Here is a 22,481-nt window from a genome sequence, read left to right as displayed (position 1 = left end):
CGCCATGAAATGGATGCTTCACTGGCTTTGGCTCTACTGGTGTCGCTGTTTTCAGTTACCCTTGGTTGCGTTGCCGTTAGACTGCTGCTGATGGTGTCTTATAACGTGCTGGTAGTTATCTGGTGCATGGCTGTTTTTGCAGGCGTGGTATTGAGTTTTGCACTGCAAAAGATAGGGGTGGGGACAGTTGCAATTATAGCTCTTATCAGTGTTTCGCCATTTGCTACATATTACGGACATGGCACCCAGTCCGAGCAAAGTTCATCAGTATATTGGGCGCGCTTGTACGGGGCTTTATTGCTGGCTGTTGCGGCAATTCTGGCGCTCAATATTCAACGCTTTCGCCAGGCTCTATCCCCTGTGTGGGAGGCTGATCAATTTGCGAGCGCCTTCATATCGGTCACTGGGCTCTTGGTTTTGAATGCTGTTTTGGTGATTCTGCGTGCTAAAAAATAGAAGCTTGTCTGGTGGTGTAGTGTCGAAGTTTCTGGTGTGGAATGCGCCTCGGTTTTCTGGGTGATTCGGTCATGACGTTGCGTATTCTTAATGAAATATACGCAGGGTAGTTGGCTTGGTGTGTTCGATCATTGACGGGGTGCTGTGAGGGTTTTCTGTAGTGGAGTTGGTGATGGTGCGGTTCTTTGTGATCTTTTTGTTGTTGGTCCTGGGGCTGTTTACTGTTGAACTGACTCCGCCAGCCCAGAGTACGATTGTTATACCTTGGACTCTTTTTCTGGCTGAAATCAGCGCTACGTTAATCGGCGCTTTTGATTCCGACGTTGTGGCCTACGGCAAGGTGCTGCAAAGCCTGTCGCGCGGTGGTGGAGTATCGATCGAGGCTGGCTGCAACGGTATCGAAGCCTGCATCCTGTTGACTGCCGCTGTTTTGGCCTACTCGGCGCCTTGGCGCCACAAGCTGGTAGGCCTTTTGCTGGGCTTTTTCGCCATCCAGGCGCTCAATGTGCTGCGTGTAATCAGCCTCTATTACCTCGCTTTATGGCATAGACCTGCCTTCGAATTTGCTCATCTCTATGTGTGGCAGATCCTGATCATGCTTGATGTATTAGTTGTCTGGTTGATCTGGATTCAGCGCCTGCCGCGTCCGAAGGTTGCTGATGCCTCTGCCAACTAGACAGATCGCGACTTTTTTCCTGCGTGTTTTGTTACTGCTAGTGCCTGTGCTCGTGCTGTGGTTCTGGTTGCGTAACTACGTGGTGGTCCCGGTAGCTTGGTTGGCTGAAGAAACGATGAGCTTGTTCTTCTCTGATTGGGTTCAGGGGAGTGAGTTGAACGGCGTGAGCCAGACATTGCTCACGTCCCTGCGAATCCCCCATGTCTCTGGCCGAGTCGCCGAGCTCACTCCTGAAGCCCAACTTCTGAACTACTGCTATGGCCTTCCGCTGCTGATGGCCTTGCTGCTCGCTGCTCACTCTCCGAGTATGTGGCGCAAGCTGGCGTTGGGTGCGCTGCTCTTAACGCCCTTCCAGGCTTGGGGCGTCTGTTTTAGCTGGTTGATGACCATTGCGTTTCATGTTCGAGAGGCGACCCATGCGACTACTCAATTCTCTTCAATACAACTGAATCTGATCGGGTTGGGCTACCAGATAGGCGTCTTGTTGCTGCCAACCATCGCGCCGGTGTTGTTGTGGCTGCATCTGGATCGTGTCTTTGTCACTACCTTGGTGGGGGATCAGACGCTGACAGCAGCCAAGCCTCAGGTGCAGCAATAGTTCGTACTGCTAAAAATTCTGGAGCGCACATGAACGTCAAGCGGATCGTCGCCAATATCGCTGCCCCCGATCCATCCGAGGTGGACACGTTCTACCGAGGTATTTTGGGCCTCGATCTCGCCATGGACCACGGCTGGATTCGCACCTATTCCGGCTCCGCCACGATGCAGATCCAGATCAGCTTCGCAAGCGACGGAGGCTCTTTGACACCAGTTCCCGATCTGTCCATCGAAGTGGACGATCTGGACGAAGCATTGCGCCGTGTTCAGGAAGGCAGGATTCCGGTGGAGTACGGCCCAGTCAGCGAGCCGTGGGGTGTGCGTCGGTTCTATGTCAGAGATCCGCTCGGAAAGCTCATCAACATCCTTCAGCATGAGTAGCCAGCCATGCCAAGTGGCTCGTTCAGATCGAAGCCAGGCCTGGGAGAAGCTCGGGTCATTGGCTCGCAAGACAGATTCGGTGCCGATCAGCTCCAGCTCAGCGGCAGGCTCAGGATGAAGAGGGTACCGGACTGGCCTTCGGTGTTCTGCCACTCGGCCTTGGCGCGTAGGGCCGCGGCGCGCTGATGGATGTTGCCCAGCCCTCGTCCGGCCCCACCGCCTTGTGGCGAGGGCTGGAAGCCCGCGCCGTTGTCCTCGACTACCACGCGAATGCAGCCATCGGCATAGCTGGTGAGCATGCTGATCTTTGATGCGCTGGCGTGCTTGAGGATGTTGCCGATCACTTCTTGAAGAATGCGCAGCACATGCAGCGCGTTGCCTGGGGTTAGCCAGGTCAATTCCGGCAGCTCGCCCATCGCCCAGCGCAGATGCACACCCGCGGCCTCCAGCCGTGGCTGCAGTCGACTGCGGAAGGTCGCGAGAAGCAACACCAGATCGGCTTCGATCGGCTCCAGTGAATCGATGGTGAGTTTCAGCTCATCGATGCAGTCGAGCAGTACCCGTTCCAGGTCGGCGCTTGACGAGGCCCCGCGCCCCACCATGCGCAATGCGCCGGTCAGCGACGAGCCGAGGCCGTCGTGCATATCCTGCATCAACCGCTGCCGCTCGCCGGCCAGCACCTCGCGGCGCTCCACCTCGCGCAACTGGCGATGGCTTGCCTCGAGCTCGGACTCGCGCTCGGCCAGGCGTCTGGCCAAGACTTCATGGCTCAACTCCAGACCGCGGATGCTGGCCAGGTAGCGCTGCCCGAGCACGATGCAGAACAGCAGGCAGAAGCCGATCTGCCAGTAAGGCACCAGATAGAACGCATCCAGATCCAGGCGATAGTTCTGCAGCAGCCAGTCGTGAACGCCGACGGCCAGGGCCAGCAGGTTGCCCCAGGCCAGCCAGCGGGCCAGCCGCGACTCGCTGCGGTGCGCCTCGCGGATCACCAGCGGCAGAGAGATCAGGAACATGATGCCCCCGCCCAGGTAACAGACCGATGCGAGCCCGGCGATATGTTCCGCTGACTGCCACAGCGGCAGCGTCAATAGCGTCGACAGCATCATGAAGCCCAGCAGCCCCGCCTCCAGCCAACGCATCCTGCGCTCGCAGAGGCGCAGAATGAACAGCTGGGTAATCGCCACCAGCCAGCCGATCGAGTTGATCGTGATCCAGCCGAACCATTCGGCCGATATCAACCGCGTGTCCAGCGGGCCAAGGAAATGCAGAATGCGCAGGCAGTACAGCACGGCGGTGATGAAGAACAAGCCGTAGATCGGTTCCTGCCGCCTCTGGCTCCACACGCCGAGTGCGAAGAGGCCCAGCGCCAAAACCGCCACGCCGATGCCCGCGGGTAGCAGTACCTGCGCTGCCAGGCGCAGGCGGTAGCTGCTCAGCAGTTCCTCTTCCGCTCCCAGCCACAGGCTGGATACTCCTGCACCCAACCCCTCCGTGGTGTCCATGCGCAGCAGCAATTGTCGCGGGGGGGCACGGCCGTCGGGGGCGTTCAGCGCGAGCCACAGCGGCGTGTTGAAACCGTTCCACACCTTGTCCCCCCTGGAGTGCCAGAGCAGGCGACCGTCGCCATAGATGGCCAATTGACCGACCGTCTGCCAGCGCGGCAGGTAGAGGAATAGCGGTTGTTCGGATTGCGGTACCGACAAGCGGTAGAAGATGGTCGCAACCCTGGGCGGCTCTTGCGGTGCCAGCCCACGCACCGAGCCTATATGGGGGAGGCTCACCGGCTGCCAGGAACCTTGCAACATTGCCTGTTGGGGCGGTGGGTCGCTGAAGTGGCTAGCGGTCGGTGGCAGCTCCAGCACTTCCACCTGTCCATGGCGGACCGCTTCGGCGCTTGCGGGCGACATTCCAGTCAGCAGCCACAGGCAGAGCGCCCAGCACCGATACCTCACAGAAACTCATCCGGAACGATCAGCTTCAGGCGATGAGCTGCGCTGACGGCCGCGGCCTTGTTGCGCACACCTAGCTTCTCGTACACCCGTCGTACGTAGGTCTGCACCGTCCAGGGCGAAACCTGCAGACTGTCGGCGATCTCCCCCACCGAATAGCCGCGGGTAATGAACTCCAGCACCTGGCGCTCGCGTATGGACAGCTCGATGTCCGGTACGGGCGGCGTCGCGGGCGGCTGGAAGTGACGCAGCAGGCGCCGGGCGATCAGTGGGCTGATCGGGCTGCCGCCGGCATGCAGGTTGCGAATCTCTGCGACGATGCCGCTGGCCAGGGCATCCTTGAGCAGGTAACCGTTGGCACCGGCCTCCAGCGATGCGAAGACCCGCTCTTCGTCACCAAACAGGGTGGCAACCATGATGGCGCAGTCAGGCCAAGCCCGGCGAGTGGCGCGGATCATCTCGATGCCGGAACCATCCGGCAGGCCCAGGTCCACCAGGAGAACGTCGACAGGGCGCTGATCGAGCAGCATCAGACCCTGCTCCAGAGTCACTGCTTCGGCGCGCAGTACGATGTCGTCAACCTGTTCCAGCGCGCTGCGTACCGACTCACGAAAAAGCGGGTCGTCCTCGACCAGCACCACACCAATCATCCTGCCTCCCTGTGTGCGCCAACGCTCACTGCACCGAAATACGTGCGGATAAGCGCCAGCTTGTCGCTTAAGTGAGGGACAGACAAGTGCTGGCTGCCTGCCGATACTGCCGCTGCGTGCCGGTCTGTCGGCCTGGAGTCGGTGCACGCGCAATGGACAGCCAGGGCCATGCCCTCGGCCACACTGGACAAAAGGGAAAACAGACCATGCATGCGAAGAAACTGCTCGCCTTCATCATTGCCACCCTCACTGCAGCCCCGGCTCTCGCGGTGAAGGAGCACGACAACAAGGTCTATTTCGACGGCCCGGCTCTGCAGGCCGTCAGCTTCCAGCAGGCAGCCAGCAATGGCTACTCGATCACCCGTAACCAGCCCTTCTCAGGTGTCAGCGCCTCGATCGAGAAAGGGCAGATCATGCTCAATGTCCGTGCCGGGCGGAAGAAATCCGGCGAGGTCAGCAGCTGGTTCAAGAGCGTTATCGGTGGAGGCCAGACCCTGGCATGCGACAGCTCGGGCACCTACCCGAAGGAGCTGAACTTCGCCGTACGTGGCGACCTGAACTTCACCATGAACAATCGCAAGATCACCTGCAAGGACATGGTCATTGGCCAGGGTAGTTTTGGCGAGAACAACAACTGGTGGGTGAGCAGTCCCAGCATGACAGGCATCCACATCTCCATCAGCGGTGCCACTGCCCTGAGTTGCTCGGCCGAGGGCGCCTACCTGCCAGTAGTGGTCGCCTTCACGCCGAAGACTCCCTGCGTGAGCCACTTCAACATCGCCCCCCTGAACTGACCGGCAAACCAGCCAAGGCGGATGCCCGCGTGGCATCAGGTTGTCTGGCTCCTTCAGCGGCCAAGAGGCCTACGGGAGAACCATCATGAACGGATACCCCAACTTCGCCACCGCGCTGCCTGGCCTGAGCAGTGAGGCGATCAGCGAACTCCAGCGATCCTCCCAGTTCCAGCGCCTGGCCCCGTTGCTGGATGCGCTGGCCAGCGGCCCACTCGATGCACGGCAGTTGCTGCAGATACTGTTGTCGCTGTGCGAAGGTGGCGACAGCCAGAAAAGCCAGCCCTCTGCCGAACTCCGGCCGGCCCTGCAGGCCCTGCTCGTCGGCGACCCGTTGCCGGCATTGGCGGCGCCGCTGCGCAACGCCAAGCTGGAGCCGCTGACCCGACAGCTGCGTGAGGCCCTAAGGCCTTTCCCCGGCATCGCCGAAGCCGATGGCTGCCCGGTCAACTGCATCGAGCGTGAGGTGTTCCGTAATTGGGGATACACCGTCGAGAACACCCCTGGCTATACCTTCGTGCCGCGTACCCTGATCGGCATCTGCAACATCGTTCGTTGGGCCACTTCCTCAGGTAAGCGGGTACGCGCGGCCGGCTATCGCCACACCTGGGGCGACCTGTACAGCGCCGACGATCAGGTGCTGATCTCTCTGCTGCCACTGCAGCAGGTCGAGGAGCTTCCCTCGTTCAGCACCCATTCAGGCGGCGCTCCGGGATTCGACCCCGGCAACCAGCTGCAGGGCATCGAGCTGGTCGGCAGTGTGGTGGAGAACGGCGTCGAGAAGCGCCTATGCCGTATCGCTGCCGGCACCACCAACGAGCAGTTCCGCCGCTGGTGCTTGTATGAGCAGGGTGGCAACCTGCAATGGACCATCCCGCTCAACGTGATCATGGTGGAGATCACCTGGGGTGGCAGCAACGCACCGATCTGTCACGGTGCCGGCTGGCGCAATCAGACCCTCAGCGACCTGGTTGCCGAGATCGAATTCGTCAACGCCCATGGTGAGCTGCAGACCGTCAGCGATCCCGAGCAGCTCAAGGCCGCAGCTGGCTGCTTCGGCCTGCTCGGCATAGTCACCGCTTTGACACTCAAGCTCGACCCGATGAGCTTCGCGGCCATGCGCCCGCGGCATCGTCCCGTGCAGCTGACCATCCCGCCACCCGCCGGCTTTCGCATTCCCATGCCGCTGCAGATCCCTACCACGCCGGCGGAGCGTGATGCAGCCTGGAACGACTTCGTGCACCGCTGCGAGAACGACTACTACGCCGAGTGGTTCTGGTTCGCCTATCAGCCAAACTGCTGGATCAACACCTGGCGCAACGATGGTACCCGCGCTGCCGCGTCCGACTACCCGCCCCCCTCGGAGGTCACGCTGCAGGAGGTGGGCGAATACATCGGCGAGCTGCTAAACGAAAGCGCCTGGTTCAAGAGCCTTCCTGGCCAGGTGCAGGGCTGGATACTGGGCGCCGCGGCCATGGCGCAGCTGCCGGATATCGCCGACGACCAGCCGGCCATCGTCACACCGCTGATCGACGGCCTGCATTTCCGTCGTGGCATCCAGAACATGCGGGTGCGCGACATGGAGCTGGAGATCCCCATCCCGCCGCGTGCCGACGATCCCGGCAAGCCGGACTGGAGCGTATGCCAGCGTGCCTGGTGGAACGCCATCGCCGCGGTGTACCGCCATCCCGAGGGGCCCATGCGTATCGCGTTGGAGATGCGTGTCATGGGGGGCTCCGGCATCGACCTGGCGCCGCAGGGCGGCAACCGCTTTGGCACCTGTTCGATCGAGGTACTGAGCAATCTCAATGTGGACGATGCCGATTGGCAGGCTTTCATGCAGGAGGTCGCCGATGCCTGGATGGCCGAAGTCGGGCCGGATGGCAGGCCGCTGAACGTGCGCACGCACTGGGCCAAGCAGTGGCAGGGCCTGACCTTCCACGGCGTGCCGGCGGTCGATTACCTGCGTGATACGGCCTATCGCGATTCGCTGCCGCTGTTCTCCAGCCACCTGCAGGCTGCCGCGACAGCCGGGGGAGCCACCCTGGCGGACCTGCTGCGGGTTTTCGGCAATCCGCTGCTCGAGCAGTTGTTCGGCCCCGCGTTCAAGGCGGTCGAGCGATAGCGCGTACAGGATGCAGGCAGTCGTCACCCTGTCCCTCGATTGAGGGACAGACAGCCCCGCCCGCCCGCCACACAATTCCCGCATTTGCCAACGCAGCGAAAGCGCGCCGTAGAGCGCCTCGGGGAATTCCGCATGAATTGCACCTATCGCACCGTCTTCAATCGCAGCCTCGGGCAGTGCCAGGTGGCCTCAGAGCTGACCAGCAGTCGAGCTACCCAATCGAGCTCGGGTAGTGCCAATGGAGTGCCCAGAGCATTGAGGTCAATCGGCCTGCTGACGCTCTTCTGCCTGAACAGTCTCGCCTGGGCTGCACCGGGGGACGGTGGAAGCGCCGAATTCGACTTCCGCGGCAATGGCGGGGCCAGTGGCAATGGCGGTAGTGCCTATTTCGAAAGTCCAGGAGATGCCAGCAGCAACGGCAACGGCGGTAACGGTGCTGTCGCCTCAGTTGGAATAGCCGGCGGTACGGGAGGTGCCGTCGGCTCCAGCCCAGGCTATATCGGTGGAACTGGCGGCAATGGGGCAAGTTCCGCCGGCTCCGATGCGGGCGGCGGTGGTGGCGGTGGCGGAGCAGGCTTGTTTGGCCTGAGTGGCGTCAGGACACTCAGCAGTGCCACGGGCGGTAATGGTGGCAATGGCGGTAACTCTGCAGGAGCACATGGCGGCGGCGGCGGCGGCGGTGGCAACGGAGCCTCCCTGAGCAACGGCACCCTGACCAATCTGGGTAGCATCAGCGGCGGGAATGGTGGCAATGGTGGTACTGGGACCATTGGCGCATATGCAGGCGCTGGCGGCGGCGGTGGCCACGGTGTGTCAGGCACCAACCTGAACATCATCAATGCCGGCACAATCAGTGCCGGGCTCGGGGGCTTGGCGGCTACTTCCTACGCGGAGGACGGCGAAGACGGCGCCGCCGTGCAGTTTGCCGGCAGCACCAACTCGCTGACCCTGCAGAGCGGCTCCATCATCGATGGAGTGGTCTGGTTGATGAACAACACTAACGTCACGATTAGCGCCGAGGACACCGGGCTGGCGCTGGACGACGGTGTATTGCTCAATAGCGGCAGCGCAGTGACTCTGCAGACCTTGGAAAACCTCGGTGTCGGCGCCGTCACCGGTGCCGGCAGCATGAGCAAGACCGGCAGCGCGACCCTGACGTTGACCGGCAACAGTACCTATACCGGCAGCACCGAGCTCGCCTGGGGACGCATGCTGGCTGGCAACAGCGGAGCATTCTCCGGCGGCAGTGCTTTCACGGTCGGTAGTGGCGGCACGCTGGATCTGAACAGTTTTGACCAGAGCATCGGCTCTCTGGCTGGTGCTGGGTCGGTCAGTCTCGGTAGCGCAAACCTCACTGCCGGCGGCGATAACACCAGCACCAGTTTCTCCGGTGTCATCAGTGGCACCGGGAGCCTCTCCAAAGCCGGTAGCGGCACACTGACTCTCACGGGAGCCAATACCTACGGCAATACCACTATCAGTGCCGGTACCTTGACGGCCTCTGTCAGCAGCCTCGGTTCTGGAGGTGTCCTCAACAATGCCAGCTTGGTATTCCATCAGACCACGGACGCCAGCTTCGGCAACACCATCTCTGGCAGTGGCAGGCTAACCAAGACCGGCACTGGTAACCTCGCCCTCAGCGGCGCCAACACCTACCAGGGCGGCACCACGCTGAACGGCGGCACCCTGACCGTCGAGCACGAAACCGCGTTGGGCACAGGTGAACTGACGGTCGCTGGCAACGCCACACTGGACACCAGCAGTTCGCTGGAACTGGACAACGACATCACCATCAACGGCGCTACCGAACTGACCCTGACCGGTGACCAGAACCTGACTCTTCATGGCATGCTAGCTGGTAACGGTAGCCTGACCAAGAACGGCACCTATGGCCTGTCGCTATCAGGCACCAATACCTTCAGCGGTGACCTGAACCTGCTGGGCGGCAGCGTGACCTTGGCAGGCGACAACGTGCTGACCCAGTCCAATCTCAACATTGCTAGCGGAGCCACCGCCTACATCGCAGGCAGTAACGGGTTCAACGGCTTGAGCGGAGAAGGCACTCTGACTGTCGGTGTTGGCTACACCGTCTCGGTAGGCGGCGACGATACCGGCAGCACCTTCGACGGCAACGTCATAAGCGGTGGCATCCTGGACAAACTGGGCACCGGTACCCTGGAACTCAACGGTGATTCTCTTGTGCAGATGGGGACCCGCGTCAGCGCTGGCGCCCTGGTCGTCGGCAGCACACCTGGCAGCATCGCCAGCCTGGAAAGCGATGTCGAGGTGGCCAGCGATGCGGCCCTGGCCGGCTCGGGCAATATCGACGGCACTGTGACCGTTGCCGACGGCGGCCACTTGGCGCTCATCTCGGGCAGCACGCTATCGGTCGGCTCGCTGGTACTGAATGCCGACTCGAACTTCGATGCCGGCCTCGGCGCGCCCTCTACCACGGCACTGCTCGATGTGAACGGTGATCTCACCCTCGATGGCAAGCTCAATGTCAGCGATGTCGGTGGCTTCGGCCTCGGCGTGTACCGGCTGATCGACTACTCCGGCAACCTGACCAACCACGGCCTGTCGTTCGGCAGCCTGCCGAGTGGTGTGGCGTCCGGGCTGCTGCAGCTGCAGACCACCGTCAGCAACCAGGTCAACCTGTTGTACAGCCTGCCTACCCCACCGGGGCCTGGCCCGACACCCAGCCCGACGGTGCTGTTCTGGAACGGCAACCAGACGTCCGGCAACGGCAGCATCGCCGGCGGTAGCGGCACCTGGGGCGGCAGAGCCTCCAACTGGACTGATGTCAACGGCAACGGCAGCCATGCCTGGAACGACAGCTTCGCGGTCTTCCAGGGCTCGGCCGGTACCGTGACGGTCGAGGGCGTTCAACGCACCACCGGTCTGCAGTTCGTCAGCGATGGCTACCGGTTGCAGAGCGGCGCCGCAGGCGCACTCATCCTGGTCAACGGCGCCCAGGGCAATGCCTCCGTGCGGGTCGACCCGCAAACCACCGCGACCTTGGACGTTTCGCTCACCGGCAGCGGTGCGCTGGGCAAGTACGACAGCGGCACCCTGGTTCTCAACGCTGCCAACGGCTACAGCGGCGGCACGCAGCTCAACGGCGGCACGCTGGTGCTGGGCAACGACGCTGCCCTGGGCACGGGTCGGCTGACCGCCGCCAACGGCACAACCCTGGGCAGTAACCGAGCCCTGCGCCTGACCAATGCCATCACCCTCAATGGTGCGACCACCCTGGCCGGCAGCCACGACCTGATACTCGACGGAGCGATCAGCGGGGGCGGCTCGCTGATCAAACAGGGCGACAGCACGCTGACGCTCGATGGCCAGAGCAGCCTGGGGGCGACCCAGGTCCTGGGCGGTCGCCTGATCGTCGGCGGTAGTGCCGGCTCCAGTGCCCGTCTGGACAGCGACGTGGCCGTGAGCGACGGCGCCCTGCTGGCTGGCCACGGCCGCATCCTCGGCGACGTCGATCTTGCCAGTGGCGCCACCCTGGCGCCGGGCAGCTCCATCGGCACCCTGACGGTGGAGGGCGATGTCGCATTCGCTTCCGGTTCGACCCTGGAGATCGAGGCGAACCCGGATGGCAGCGCCGATCGCCTGATCGCCACCGGAGCGGTCAGCCTCGGCGGCTCGTCCCTGCGCGTATTGGCCGGTAGCGGCAGCTGGGCGCCGTCCACCGCCTATAGCATCGTCCAGGCCGGCAGCCTCAGCGGCACCTTCGGCAGCGTCAGCAGCAACCTGGCCTTCCTCACCCCGGAGCTGAGCTACTCAGCCATTGGCGTCGACCTGGACCTGGTGCGCAACGACATCAGCTACGCCTCCGTGGCTCAGACCTTCAACCAGCGAGCGGTAGCTGGTGCGCTCGACGCCAGTGCGGTGGGCGGTGTCCACGATGCCATCGCAGTACTCAGCGCCGAGCAGGCGCGCGTAGCCTATGACAGCCTGTCCGGCGAGCTCCATGCCAGCACCCGTGGCGCTCTGTTCGACGACAGTCGCCAGGTCCGCGAGGCGGTGAGCGACCGGCTGCGCGCGGCCCAGTACGGCGCCGCCAATGGGGTGCTGCACAGCGATGCTGACAGCGGCCTGACGGTCTGGCTCAGTGGCTACGGCGGCTGGAGCGAGAGCGATGGCAACAGCAATGTCGCCGACCTGGATCGAGACAGCCGCGGCACGCTCATCGGCCTAGACCTGCCCCTGAACGACACCTGGCGCCTGGGCCTAGCCGCCGGCTACGGCACCAGTGACCTGGATGTGAGCCGCCGCGAGTCGTCCGCCGATATCGACAGCACCAGCCTGACCGCCTACCTGGGCGGTCAGTGGGATGCACTGAGCCTGCGCCTCGGCGTGGCGCGCACCTGGAACGAGGTGGACAGCAAGCGCGAGGTCCGTGCCGGCACTCTGCGTGAGACGGTGAAGGCCAGCTACGATGCCGACACCACCCAGGTCTTCGGCGAGCTGGGCTATGCCCTGCAGCTCGGCGAGCTGACCCTGGAACCCTTCGCCGGCCTGGCCCACGTCGAGGTCGACAGCGACGGTTTCGCCGAGCATGGCGGCAGCAGTGCCCTGAGCGGCAAGAGCGAAGCTGACAGCGTCGACTACGCCAGCCTCGGCCTGCGCGCGGCGGCGCCGCTGGGCGATGTCGCCGGCCTGCCACTCAAGCTGCACGCCGGCCTGGCCTGGCAGCATGCCTGCGACGACCCGAGCGACGAGAGCCGCCTGAGCCTGACCGGCTACGACAGCTTCACCGTCAAAGGCGTGCCGGTAGCCGAAGACAGCGCCCTGGCGCAGCTTGGCCTAGGGCTGCAGCTGGCGCCCCAGGCCAGCCTGCAGTTGGGGTACTCCGGCCAGTTCGGCGACGGCAGCGACCATGGCGTGCGGCTAGGGCTGAACGTCGCGTTCTGAGGTTGGCGGTGATGTCTCCCCACGGTTTGTATGCACGCGGGCGGCCGCACCAACCGGCTTGGGTATCTCCGCGCAGCCTCATCGACGCTCGAATCGCTCCCGCGCAGCTTGTAGTCGCGGCAATGGCAGGCTGACCAGAATGACCATCGCCAGCAGGCCCACACCCAGCAGCGGCAGGTTGGCCAGGCCGAGGTTGACGCTCAGCCACAGGCCGCCGAAGTAGGCACCGCTGGCGTTGCCGAGGTTGAAGGCGGCGTGGCTGAGGGTGGCGGCCAGGCTGGCGGATTCGCCGGCCTGTTCCACCAGCAGCAGCTGCAGTGGCGAGGAAATGGCGAAGCTGGCCACGCCCCAGACGAACAGGAATGCCAGCGCCGCCGGCGCCACATCCATGAACAGATACAGGCCGAGTAGACACAGCGTGCTGGCGGCGAAGGCCATCGGCAGGGCGAAGCGGAAGCCCTTGTCGGCCAGGCGGCCGCCGAGCAGGTTGCCGAGGGTCAGGCCTATGCCGAACAGCAGCAGTGCGCCGTTGCTGTGTGAGGCGCTGAAGCCGCCGACATCGCGCAGCAGCGGGCTGATGTAGGTGAACACGCCGAACAGCGCCACCGACGACAGACAGCAGACCAGCAGGGCATGCAGCACCGGACGCCGCAGGATGCCGCTCCAGGCACCGGCTTCGCCGCGTGGCGGCACCGGTGTGCGCGGTAGCCACAGAGCCTGGGCGAGCAGGGCGAACACACCGAAGCCGGCGACGGCGAAGAAGGTCATGCGCCAACTGGTGGCCTGGCCCAGCCAGGCGCCCAGTGGCACGCCGAGCACGTTGGCGATGGTCAGGCCGCTGAGCACCAGGGCCATGGCCGAGGCGCGCCGGTGCAGCGGTGCCAGTTCTGCCGCGAGCAGGGTGGCGCAGCCGAAGAAGCCGGCGTGGCTGATGGCGGTGAGCATGCGCATCGCCAGTAGCCAGGCGTAGTCGGGCGCGAGTGCGCAGCCGAGGTTGCCGAGCGAGTAAGCCCCCATCAGCCACAGCAGCGCCTGCTTACGTGGCAGACGGCCGAGCAGCGGGCCGAGCAGCGGCGCACCGATCACCACGCCCATGGCATAGGCGCTGACCAGCAGGCCGGCGTCGGCCAGGCTCACGCCCAGGTCGGCGGCGACTTCGGGCAGCAGGCCCATGATGATGAATTCGCTGCTGCCGACGACGAAGCCGCCGAGAGCGAGGGCCAGCAGGGGTAGGGAGAGCAGGGTACTGGGGTGCATGAACGATCCGGAAAACGACGCCGCCGCACGAAGGAATGACGTCCTCGCGCGGGAGCTGGTGTAGGGCAGGAAGGCGGCGATTATGCCTTAACTGCCTCTGGATTGGTCGCGTTCAGGCGCTTTCCCTGACCACCAGCGTGAATTGCAGCAGATTCAGGCGCTGCGGTTCGCCGTCCGCTTCCACTGCGCCAAGGCTCTGCAGCACGCGCAGGGCGGCGATCTCGCCGATCTCGCGGGCCGGTGGGCGCACGGTGGTCAGGCTGGGCAGCAGCATCTCGGCGAAGGGGTAGTCGCCGAAGCCGATCACTGCGCAGTCCTCGGGAATCTTCAGGCCGGCGCGCTGGCCGGCGAGCAGGGCGCCGGCGGCCAGGTTGTCGTTGGCGAAGACGATGGCGTCCGGGCGCGGGCTGCGCTTCATCAATGCGTCCATCGCCTGCTTGCCGGCCTCGAACGGCTTGGCGTCGGCCGTGGGCACGAACACCCAGGGTTCCAGCCCGGCTTCGCGCAGGGTGGCGGCATAGCCGTCGCGGCGCTCCAGGGCGCTGAGGTCGCCGGCGGCGCTGTTCTGCACGAAGGCGATGCGCTGGTAACCCTGCTGCAGCAGATGGCGGGTGGCGGTCACGCCCACCTCGTAATGCAGGAAGCCGACCTGCAGCGGCGCGCGTTCGGGGCAGTAGTCCCAGATCTCCACCACCGGGATGTCGGCGTCGGCCAGCATCTTTTCGGTGCCGGCGCTGTGGAAGTGGCTGGTGACCACCAGCGCCGCCGGCGACCAGCCGAGGAAGGCGCGCACGGCGCTTTCTTCCTGCTCCTCGGAAAAGTAACTGGAGGCCAGCAGCAGCTGGTAGCCGTGCTTGGCCAGGGTGTCGCTGAAGCCCTGGATGGTGGCGGCGAAGATCGGCCCGGAGATGTTCGGGATGACCATGCCGACGATGCGCCCGCGCGCCGACGCCAGGCCGCCGGCCACCAGGTTGGGCACGTAGCCGAGTTCGGTCACCGCCGCCTGGATGCGCTCGCGCAACTCGCCGGACACCTGTTCCGGCTGGTTGAAGAAACGCGACACGCTGATCGCCGAAACGCCGGCATGGCTGGCCACCTGGTTGAGGGTGACGCGTCCTGCACCACGGCGTTTGCGCGGGGATTCCTTGTTGCTGCTCACGGCGACCACGAGTCCATTTCAGCTACGAAAGCGGATCACCATACTGCATTTGTTAGCGCTAACAAATACTTGCGTGGCGGACTCAGGAAATTTCATTTATGGAATATAAAAGTAATTTTTAATTATTTGACGATCTATTAGGTTCGCTTTGATACTGGCGATGTTAGCGCTAACAAGCGCTCATGCGCCGACCTTCACTGCCACTCGCACGAGCGAGACCAGACCGGTTACGGCGACCGAGAAAGGCCCCATAGCGGGCTCCGTCTGGTTCAACAGGGCAGAGAAGTAGATGCATATCGAGAATTCCCAGGTTTCCCCATTCCGCCTGCGCCGCACGCCGCTGGCCAGTGCCGTGTTGCTGGCCGTGCTCGGCCAGCCTGCGTTCGCCGCCGAGGCGCCCACCACCGAGCAGGCCACTACCCTCGGTACCGTGACAGTGACCGCCACCCGCCGCGAGGCTTCGCTGCAGGAAGTGCCGGTGGCGGTGTCGGTGATCGACGGCGAGCAGCTCGAGCGCGGCAACCGCAACAACGTCGCCGCCATCGTCCAGGAGGTACCGACGCTGAACTACCGCGCCGGCGCCTCGAACAAGGACACCTCGCTGTTCATCCGCGGCGTGGGCACCATCTCCACCTCGCCGGGCGTAGAGCCGACCGTGGCCACCGTGGTCGACGGCGTTGTGTTCGGCCGTCCGGGCCAGTCCACCCTGGACCTGCTCGACCTGCAGCGCATCGAAGTGCTGCGCGGCCCGCAAGGCACCCTGTTCGGCAAGAACGCCTCGGCCGGTGTGCTCAACGTGGTCAGCAAGGATGCGCCGGAAGAGACCAGCGGCTACGTCGACTACTCGCACTTCGGCGGCGGCAACGAGAACCGCCTGCGCTTCGGTATCGGCGGGCGCCTGACCGACACCCTCAAGGGCTCGCTGAGCACCCTGTGGGGCGACTACGACGGCAACGTCGAGAACGTCTACAACGGCCACGACGTCAACGGCTACGAGCGCAAGGGCGTGCGCGGCAAGCTGGAGTTCGAGCCGAACGAGGACTTCAAATTCACCCTGATCGGCGACTACATGGATGGCGAGGACACCCTGCCCAGCGGGGTGATCAGCTCCAGCGGCGCGGCCTTCGCCAATGTACTGCGCCCGGTGGCGGTGAGCGCTCACAACCGCAAGATCAACAGCGACTACAAGACCCACGTCGAGGACACCAACACCGGCCTGTCCGGCCAGGCCGACTGGCAGCTGGGCGACTTCACCCTGACCTCGATCACCGCCTGGCGCGGCTGGGACAACACCCAGTACCAGGACGGCGACCGCAGCGCCCAGCTGCCACTGACCGCTTCCCACGACAAGGGCGAGGTGGACTACGACCAGTACTCGCAGGAGTTTCGCCTGACCTCGCCCAAGGGCGAGTTCAACGAGTACGTGCTCGGCGCCTACTACTTCCACGGCAAGTCCGACGAGATCTACCAGCGCTGGTCGACCAACGCCGGCGTGCTCAACCACGGCCGCGCCGACTACAGCGTGACCAACGACAGCGTGGCGCTGTTCGGCGAGAACACCTTCAACTTCACCGACGACTTCCGCGCGCTGCTCGGCCTGCGCTGGACCCACGACGACCTGGAATACGACCATCGCCGGGTGTCCACCTCGGCCACCGCGGTCACCGGCATCCAGCCGTCGACCAGCAGCTCCGGCTCGGTGGATGAAGACGGCTTCAGCGGTCGCACCGGCCTGCAGTACGACTTCACCGACAACCTCACCGGCTACGTGACCTACTCGCGCGGCTACAAGGGCCCGGCCTACAACACCTTCTTCAACATGCAGCCGCGCGACACCGAGGCGCTCAAGCCGGAGACCTCCGACTCCTACGAGGTGGGCCTCAAGAGCACGGCCTGGAACAACCGCCTGACCGCCAACCTGGCCGTGTTCCACACCGACTACGACGACTACCAGGCCAACTTCTTCGACACCGTGGCCAACCAGGTGGTGACCCGCCTGATCAACGCCGGCAGCGTGAAGACCCAGGGCGTCGAGCTGGATGCCAGCCTGCAGGCCACCAGCCAGCTCAAGTTCTCGGCCTCGCTGGCCTACACCAAGGCGCGCGTCGACCACTTCAACTGCCCGGTGGGCGCCGCAGCCACCTGCGATATCGACGGCGGCCGCCTGCCGTTCACCCCGGACTGGAAGAGCTACGTGCGCGCCGACTACAGCATCCCGCTGGACAACGGCCTGGATGTGGAGCTGAGCACCGATTACAGCTGGCAGGACGAGGTGCAGTTCAGCCTCGACCAGAACCCGGACACGGTGCAGGGCGCCTACGGCATCTGGAACGCCAGCATCGCCCTGGCCGACTACAACGACGGCTGGCGCGTGGCCCTGCTCGGCAAGAACCTGGCCGACAAGTCCTACTCCCAGGCCCTGGCCAGCGGTGGCAGCTACATCTACCGCGCGGTGCCGCGTGACGACCAGCGCTACTTCGGCGTGCAGCTGCGCAAGGACTTCTGATCGAGGCCTTGCGTGCCCATCCACCCGCGCCGCCGCAGAGCGGCCGGGTGGCCTGCAAAGCCTACGTAAGGAACCCATTCGATGAGCGATTCTCCCCGTCAACTCAGCCTCGGCGCCTTCCTCATGGCCGGCGGCCACCACATCGCCGCCTGGCGCCACCCGGACGTGGTGGCCAACCCGCTGGACTTCGGCCAGTACCGCCGCGCTGCGCAGATCGCCGAGGCGGCCAAGTTCGATGCGCTGTTCGTCGCCGATAGCGTCGCCGCGTCCACCGATGCCATCGCCAGTCACACCTCGCGCTCGGTGTACTTCGAGCCGCTGACCCTGCTCTCGGCGCTGTCCGCCATCACCGAGCGCATCGGCCTGGTGAGCACGGTGACCACCAGCTACAACGAGCCGTACCACGTGGCGCGCAAGTTCGCCTCGCTGGACCACCTCTCCGGTGGCCGCGCCGGCTGGAATCTGGTGACCTCGGACGCCGCCGCCGAGGCCTTCAACTTCGGCCGCGACGCGCACATCCCGCATGCCGAACGCTACTCGCGGGCCCGTGAATTCCACCAGGTGGTGCGCGGCCTGTGGGACAGCTGGGCGGACGACGCCTTCGTCCACGACCAGGCCAGCGGCCAGTTCTACGACCCGGCCAAGCTGAAGGTGTTGAATCACCACGGCGAGCACTTCCGCGTGCAGGGTCCGCTCAACGTCGCCCGCTCGCCCCAGGGCCGGCCGGTGGTGGTGCAGGCCGGTTCCTCGGAGACCGGCCGCGAGCTGGCCGCCGAAACCGCCGAGGTGGTGTTCACCGCGCAAACCTCGCTGGCCAAGGCCCAGGCCTTCTACGCCGACCTCAAGGGCCGCCTGGCCAAGTACGGGCGCGGCGAGGACGAACTGAAGATCATGCCCGGCGTGTTCATCGTGGTCGGCGCCAGCGAGGCCGAGGCCCGCGAGAAGTTCGAGCAGTTCCAGGAGCTGGTCGAGCCGGAAGTGGGCGTGGCCCTGCTCGGACGCATGCTCGGCAACTTCGACCTGTCCGGCTACCCGCTGGACGGCCCGTTGCCGGAACTGCCGCTGACCGAGAACGGCCAGCAGAGCCGGCAGAAGCTGCTCACCGAACTGGCCGGCAGCGAGCAGCTGACCCTGGCCCAGCTCGGCCGGCGCATCGCCGGTGGGCGTGGCCACCACAGCCTGATCGGTACGCCGACGCAGATCGCCGACGAGCTGCAGGCCTGGTTCGAGGGCCGTGGCGCCGACGGTTTCAACGTGCTGGTGCCACACCTGCCGCTGGGCCTGGAAGACGTCGCCACCCAGGTGGTGCCCGAGCTGCAACGGCGTGGCCTGTTCCGTACGGAATACCGTGGCCGCACCCTACGCGAGCACCTTGGTTTGCCATATCCGCGCAATCCCTTCTTCACCTGATCCGGTCGGGCGGGGCGGCTGCACGTCGCCTCGCCGACTGCCGCAAGGAGTTCCATGAGCTACATCCCCGCCGCCAACCGCTACCAACGCATTCCCTATCGCCGTGTCGGTCGCAGCGGCCTGCTGCTGCCGGCCCTGTCCCTGGGCCTGTGGCACAACTTCGGCGACGCCACGCCGATCGACACCCAGCGCGCGCTGCTGCGCACCGCCTTCGACCTGGGCATCACCCACTTCGACCTGGCCAACAACTACGGCCCGCCCTATGGCAGTGCCGAAAGCAACTTCGGTCGCCTGCTGCAGGAAGACTTCAAGGCCCACCGCGACGAGCTGATCATCTCGACCAAGGCTGGCTGGGACATGTGGCCGGGGCCGTACGGGCAGGGCGGCAGCTCGCGCAAATACCTGATCTCCAGCCTCGACCAGAGCCTGCAGCGCCTGGGCCTGGACTACGTGGACATCTTCTACTCGCACCGCTTCGACGCCGACACGCCGCTGGAGGAGACCGCCATCGCCCTGGCCGACATCGTCCGCCAGGGCAAGGCGCTGTATGTCGGCATCTCCTCCTACTCGGCGGGCAAGACCCGCGAGATCGCCGCGCTGCTGCGCGAGCTGAAGGTGCCGCTGCTGATTCACCAGCCGGCCTACAACCTGTTCAACCGCTGGATCGAGAAGGACCTGCTCGACACCACCGACGAGCTGGGCGCCGGCGTCATCGTGTTCACCGCGCTGGCCCAGGGCCTGCTCAGCGACAAGTACCTCAATGGCATCCCGCAGGACGCGAGGGTCAACCGCCCGGGCGGTGCCTCGCTGCGCCCTGAGCATCTGTCCGAAGCCAACATCGCCCGCGCCCGCGCGCTCAACGAGATCGCCGCGCGCCGTGGGCAGAGCCTGGCGCAACTGGCGCTGGCCTGGACCCTGCGCAATACGCGAGTCAGCTCGGCGCTGATCGGCGCCAGCAATCCTGCGCAGATCATCGAGAACGTCGCCGCGCTGGACAACCTGGCCTTCAGCGCCGAGGAACTGGCCGAGATCGACCGCCATGCGGTGGAGGGCGGCATCAACCTCTGGGAAAAACCGTCCACCGACTGGGAGTGAGCATGAACAGCATTCGATTCGGCGCCGCCTTGCTGGCGCTGCTGGCCTTCTCCGGCCTGGCCCGTGCGGCCGACCCCGAGGTATTGCGCATCGGCTTCCAGAAGGGCTCCACCAGCCTGGTGCTGGCCAAGGAGCACGGCATGCTGGAGCAGCGCTTCCCCGATGTGCGCGTGCAGTGGATTGAGTTTCCCGCCGGGCCGCAGATGCTCGAGGCGCTGAATATCGGCAGCCTGGATGTCGGCTCCACCGGCGATATCCCGCCGCTGTTCGCCCAGGCCGCCGGCGCCGACCTGCTGTACATCGGCGCCGAGCCGCCCAAGCCGCAGGCCGAGGTGATCCTGGTGGCCAAGGACAGCCCGCTGCAGTCGGTGGCCGAGCTCAAGGGCAAGCGCGTGGCGCTGCAGAAGGGCTCCAGCGCGCACAACCTGGTGCTGCGTGCGCTGGCCCGTGAAGGTTTGACGTTCGCCGACATCCAGCCGATCTACCTGCCACCAGCCGACGCCCGCGCCGCCTTCGAGCGTGGCGCCGTGGACGCCTGGGCGATCTGGGATCCGTTCTACTCGGCCATCGAGCTGGAAGGCCGCGCACGCCTGCTGGCCAATGGTGAGGGTCTCGGCCTGAGCGGGCCCTTCGTGCTGGCCGCCCGGCCATTTGCCGAGGCCAACCCACAGTTCCTCCCCGAACTGCTCGCCGAGCTGAACCGTGCCGAAGCGCTCACCCGCAGCGACGAGGCCGCCAGCATCGCAGTGCTGGCCAAGGTCACCGGCCTCAGCCAGGTGGTGATCGCGCGGGCTTTCAGCCACCGTCCGCCGTCGCTGATCGGCCCGGTTACCGTCGAGATCGTGGAGGCTCAGCAGAAGACTGCCGATCTGTTCTTCGAGAATCGGCTGCTGCCACGCAGACTCGATATCACCGAATCCGTGCCTATAGCGCGTTGAAGGTCATGTGGTTCGAAAGGGGGTAGTGCGGGGAGAGAACGGGTGCGGTTGTTGCGGGCGAGTGAAGAAGTGGGTGCAACCGGCACCGTCAGGTCTTTTGGGCCTGGCGGTGCCGGTTGCTCGGACGATCAGAACTCGTGGTCTGCAGTGTCCGGGTTGAGGTCGCTGATGCCCAGTACGGCAGAAGCCTTCTCGATGGCCCCGGTCTGCTTGACGAGCGCGGCGATGGCATCACGTACCTTCTGCTGGCCGTCGGCGTTGTCGGCAGCGATCAACTGGTCGAAGTGCACGTTGTCCTTCTCGGCGCTGTCGACCAGCACCTGCAGCTTGGCTTCGGTGGCTTCCAGGTCGGCCTTGAGGGTGGTGTCGGCTTGGGCGTCCAGTTTGGCGACCAGCGAGGACAGGCTCGGGCCGGTCAGGGTGGTGCCGTCTACCTTCTTGTATTCGCCCAGGTAGATGTTGCGAATGCCTTTGCCATTGTAGAAGTGCGAGTTGTGGGTGTTGTCGCTGAAGCAGTCATGCTCGTCTTCGGTGGAGTTGGCCTCCAGGGCGACTTTCATGCGCTCGCCGGCCAGCTCGCCGAGGGACAGGCTGCCCATGCCGAACAGCATTTTGCGCAGGCCGCTCTCGGCCGGCTCGGCCTCCAGTTTGGCGCGGTAGTTATCGGCGACGCCGGCTTTCCATTGACCGACCATCTCGTCCAGGTCGGCGACCAGCAGATCGGTAGCGGCTTTCAGATAGGTGCGGCGACGCTCGTTGTGGTCGCCGGTGGCGCCTTCACCTACCAGGTAGTCGGTGTACGGACGCGCGCCGGCACCCGGGTTGGTACCGTTCAGGTCCTGACCCCAGAGCAGGAATTCGATGGCGTGGTAGCCGGTGGCGACGTTGGCTTCGGAACCGCCCAGCTCGTTCAGCTCGGCTAGTTTCTCGCCAGTGATCTCGGTGACGTCGATCTTGTCCTCGCCAACCTGGATTTCAGTGTTGGCGATGATGTTGGCACTGGCGCCCGGGTTGCCCAGCGCGTGCTGGTAGTCCTTGGCGACATAGTCGATCAGGCCTTCGTCCAGCGGCCAGGCATTCAGCTGGCCTTCCCAGTCATCGACCACGGCGTTGCCGAAGCGGAACACCTCGGTCTGCATGTAGGGAACGCGTGCAGCCAACCAGGCTTCCTTGGCGGCTTTCAGGGTCTCTTCGCTCGGGCTGGCCAGGAAGGCATCGACGGCGCTCTGCAGGCTCTTGCCAGTGCTGGCGGCATCGTTGAACACAGCGGAAGCGAGTTCGGCGTAGTGGGCAACCACGGCCTTGGCGGCGGCTTCCTCTACCTTGGCCGGGGCGGCGGCGCTGGTGGTGGCCGCGGCCGGAGCAGCCGCTTGCGGTGCAGCGGCCTCTTTCTTGTCTTCGCCGCAGCCGGCGAGGGAAATGGCAAGAGCCAGCAGGCTGGCGGTAGCCAGGGGCATGCGAGTCATGGCGGAGTCCTTTGCTTCTAGTGTTGGAAGGCGGGAAAACCGCTCAATGATGCGAAAGATTTTCATTAAATGCAAAGGCGTTTTCCGTTCGTCGCCCTT

At 64.7% G+C, this 22,481-nt stretch carries 16 protein-coding genes; 11 read left to right on the top strand and 5 right to left on the bottom strand.

Going from position 1 to position 22,481, the window contains the following annotated elements:
- Positions 1-9: 9 nt before the first annotated feature.
- The 4 genes from IB234_RS13495 (at position 10) to IB234_RS13480 (ending at position 2,110) form a co-directional block, all read left to right on the top strand.
- Positions 10-456 (top strand): hypothetical protein, encoded by a 447-nt coding sequence (locus IB234_RS13495; protein ID WP_192318436.1) that lies wholly within the window; start codon positions 10-12, stop codon positions 454-456.
- 172 nt (positions 457-628) lie between these two features.
- Positions 629-1,132 carry an exosortase H gene (xrtH, locus tag IB234_RS13490; RefSeq protein ID WP_192318433.1) on the top strand — a complete coding sequence of 168 codons (504 nt, stop codon included), beginning with the start codon at positions 629-631 and terminating at the stop codon, positions 1,130-1,132.
- Positions 1,116-1,730 carry an exosortase H-associated membrane protein gene (locus IB234_RS13485; protein ID WP_192318430.1) on the top strand — a complete coding sequence of 205 codons (615 nt, stop codon included), beginning with the start codon at positions 1,116-1,118 and terminating at the stop codon, positions 1,728-1,730. Before xrtH ends, IB234_RS13485 begins: the two co-directional genes overlap by 17 nt.
- Before the next feature lie 29 nt (positions 1,731-1,759).
- Entirely contained in the window at positions 1,760-2,110 is a 351-nt protein-coding gene (locus tag IB234_RS13480; protein WP_192318428.1) for a VOC family protein, read from the top strand.
- A gap of 86 nt (positions 2,111-2,196) precedes the next feature.
- On the opposite strand, the gene IB234_RS13475 is transcribed toward IB234_RS13480, so the two are convergent.
- The gene (locus tag IB234_RS13475; RefSeq protein WP_192318426.1) at positions 2,197-4,020 is read right to left on the bottom strand and encodes an ATP-binding protein; all 1,824 of its coding nucleotides are present in this window, start codon (positions 4,018-4,020) and stop codon (positions 2,197-2,199) included.
- Between the two features lie 41 nt (positions 4,021-4,061).
- On the bottom strand, positions 4,062-4,712 hold the full coding sequence (locus tag IB234_RS13470; protein WP_192318424.1) for a response regulator transcription factor: 651 nt from the start codon (positions 4,710-4,712) through the stop codon (positions 4,062-4,064).
- A 206-nt stretch (positions 4,713-4,918) separates the two neighbouring features.
- Here IB234_RS13470 and IB234_RS13465 point away from each other — a divergent pair, with 206 nt between their 5' ends.
- From IB234_RS13465 to IB234_RS13455, 3 genes are all read left to right on the top strand, one after another.
- On the top strand, positions 4,919-5,506 hold the full coding sequence (locus IB234_RS13465; protein WP_192318422.1) for a hypothetical protein: 588 nt from the start codon (positions 4,919-4,921) through the stop codon (positions 5,504-5,506).
- Positions 5,507-5,591: 85 nt separating this feature from the next.
- The gene (locus IB234_RS13460) at positions 5,592-7,628 is read left to right on the top strand and encodes a hypothetical protein (protein ID WP_192318420.1); all 2,037 of its coding nucleotides are present in this window, start codon (positions 5,592-5,594) and stop codon (positions 7,626-7,628) included.
- Between the two features lie 132 nt (positions 7,629-7,760).
- Positions 7,761-12,551 carry an autotransporter domain-containing protein gene (locus tag IB234_RS13455; protein ID WP_192318418.1) on the top strand — a complete coding sequence of 1,597 codons (4,791 nt, stop codon included), beginning with the start codon at positions 7,761-7,763 and terminating at the stop codon, positions 12,549-12,551.
- A 78-nt stretch (positions 12,552-12,629) separates the two neighbouring features.
- On the opposite strand, the gene IB234_RS13450 is transcribed toward IB234_RS13455, so the two are convergent.
- Positions 12,630-13,808 (bottom strand): MFS transporter, encoded by a 1,179-nt coding sequence (locus tag IB234_RS13450; RefSeq protein ID WP_192318416.1) that lies wholly within the window; start codon positions 13,806-13,808, stop codon positions 12,630-12,632.
- A gap of 112 nt (positions 13,809-13,920) precedes the next feature.
- Positions 13,921-14,967, bottom strand: a complete 1,047-nt coding sequence (locus IB234_RS13445) for a LacI family DNA-binding transcriptional regulator (protein ID WP_192318414.1) — start codon at positions 14,965-14,967, stop codon at positions 13,921-13,923.
- Positions 14,968-15,256: 289 nt separating this feature from the next.
- On the opposite strand from IB234_RS13445, the gene IB234_RS13440 reads away from it, so the two are divergent.
- From IB234_RS13440 to IB234_RS13425, 4 genes are all read left to right on the top strand, one after another.
- Positions 15,257-17,473, top strand: coding sequence for a TonB-dependent receptor (locus IB234_RS13440; protein ID WP_192318412.1), 2,217 nt, complete (start codon positions 15,257-15,259; stop codon positions 17,471-17,473).
- Positions 17,474-17,554: 81 nt separating this feature from the next.
- Positions 17,555-18,883, top strand: coding sequence for an LLM class flavin-dependent oxidoreductase (locus IB234_RS13435; protein WP_192318410.1), 1,329 nt, complete (start codon positions 17,555-17,557; stop codon positions 18,881-18,883).
- Between the two features lie 54 nt (positions 18,884-18,937).
- Complete coding sequence (gene mgrA, locus IB234_RS13430; protein ID WP_192318409.1) at positions 18,938-19,978, top strand: L-glyceraldehyde 3-phosphate reductase; 1,041 nt, start codon at positions 18,938-18,940, stop codon at positions 19,976-19,978.
- Positions 19,979-19,980: 2 nt separating this feature from the next.
- Positions 19,981-20,916, top strand: coding sequence for an aliphatic sulfonate ABC transporter substrate-binding protein (locus tag IB234_RS13425; protein WP_192318408.1), 936 nt, complete (start codon positions 19,981-19,983; stop codon positions 20,914-20,916).
- Between the two features lie 128 nt (positions 20,917-21,044).
- Here IB234_RS13425 and IB234_RS13420 read toward each other — a convergent pair whose 3' ends face one another.
- On the bottom strand, positions 21,045-22,382 hold the full coding sequence (locus tag IB234_RS13420) for an imelysin family protein (RefSeq protein ID WP_192318407.1): 1,338 nt from the start codon (positions 22,380-22,382) through the stop codon (positions 21,045-21,047).
- Positions 22,383-22,481 lie beyond the last annotated feature (99 nt).

Origin of the sequence: Pseudomonas sp. PDM16, assembly GCF_014851865.1 — a bacterium.
Classification (GTDB): Bacteria; Pseudomonadota; Gammaproteobacteria; order Pseudomonadales; family Pseudomonadaceae; genus Aquipseudomonas.
The sequence above is the reverse complement of the archived record's forward strand: the minus strand, read 5'-3'. Positions and strand labels throughout refer to the sequence as shown.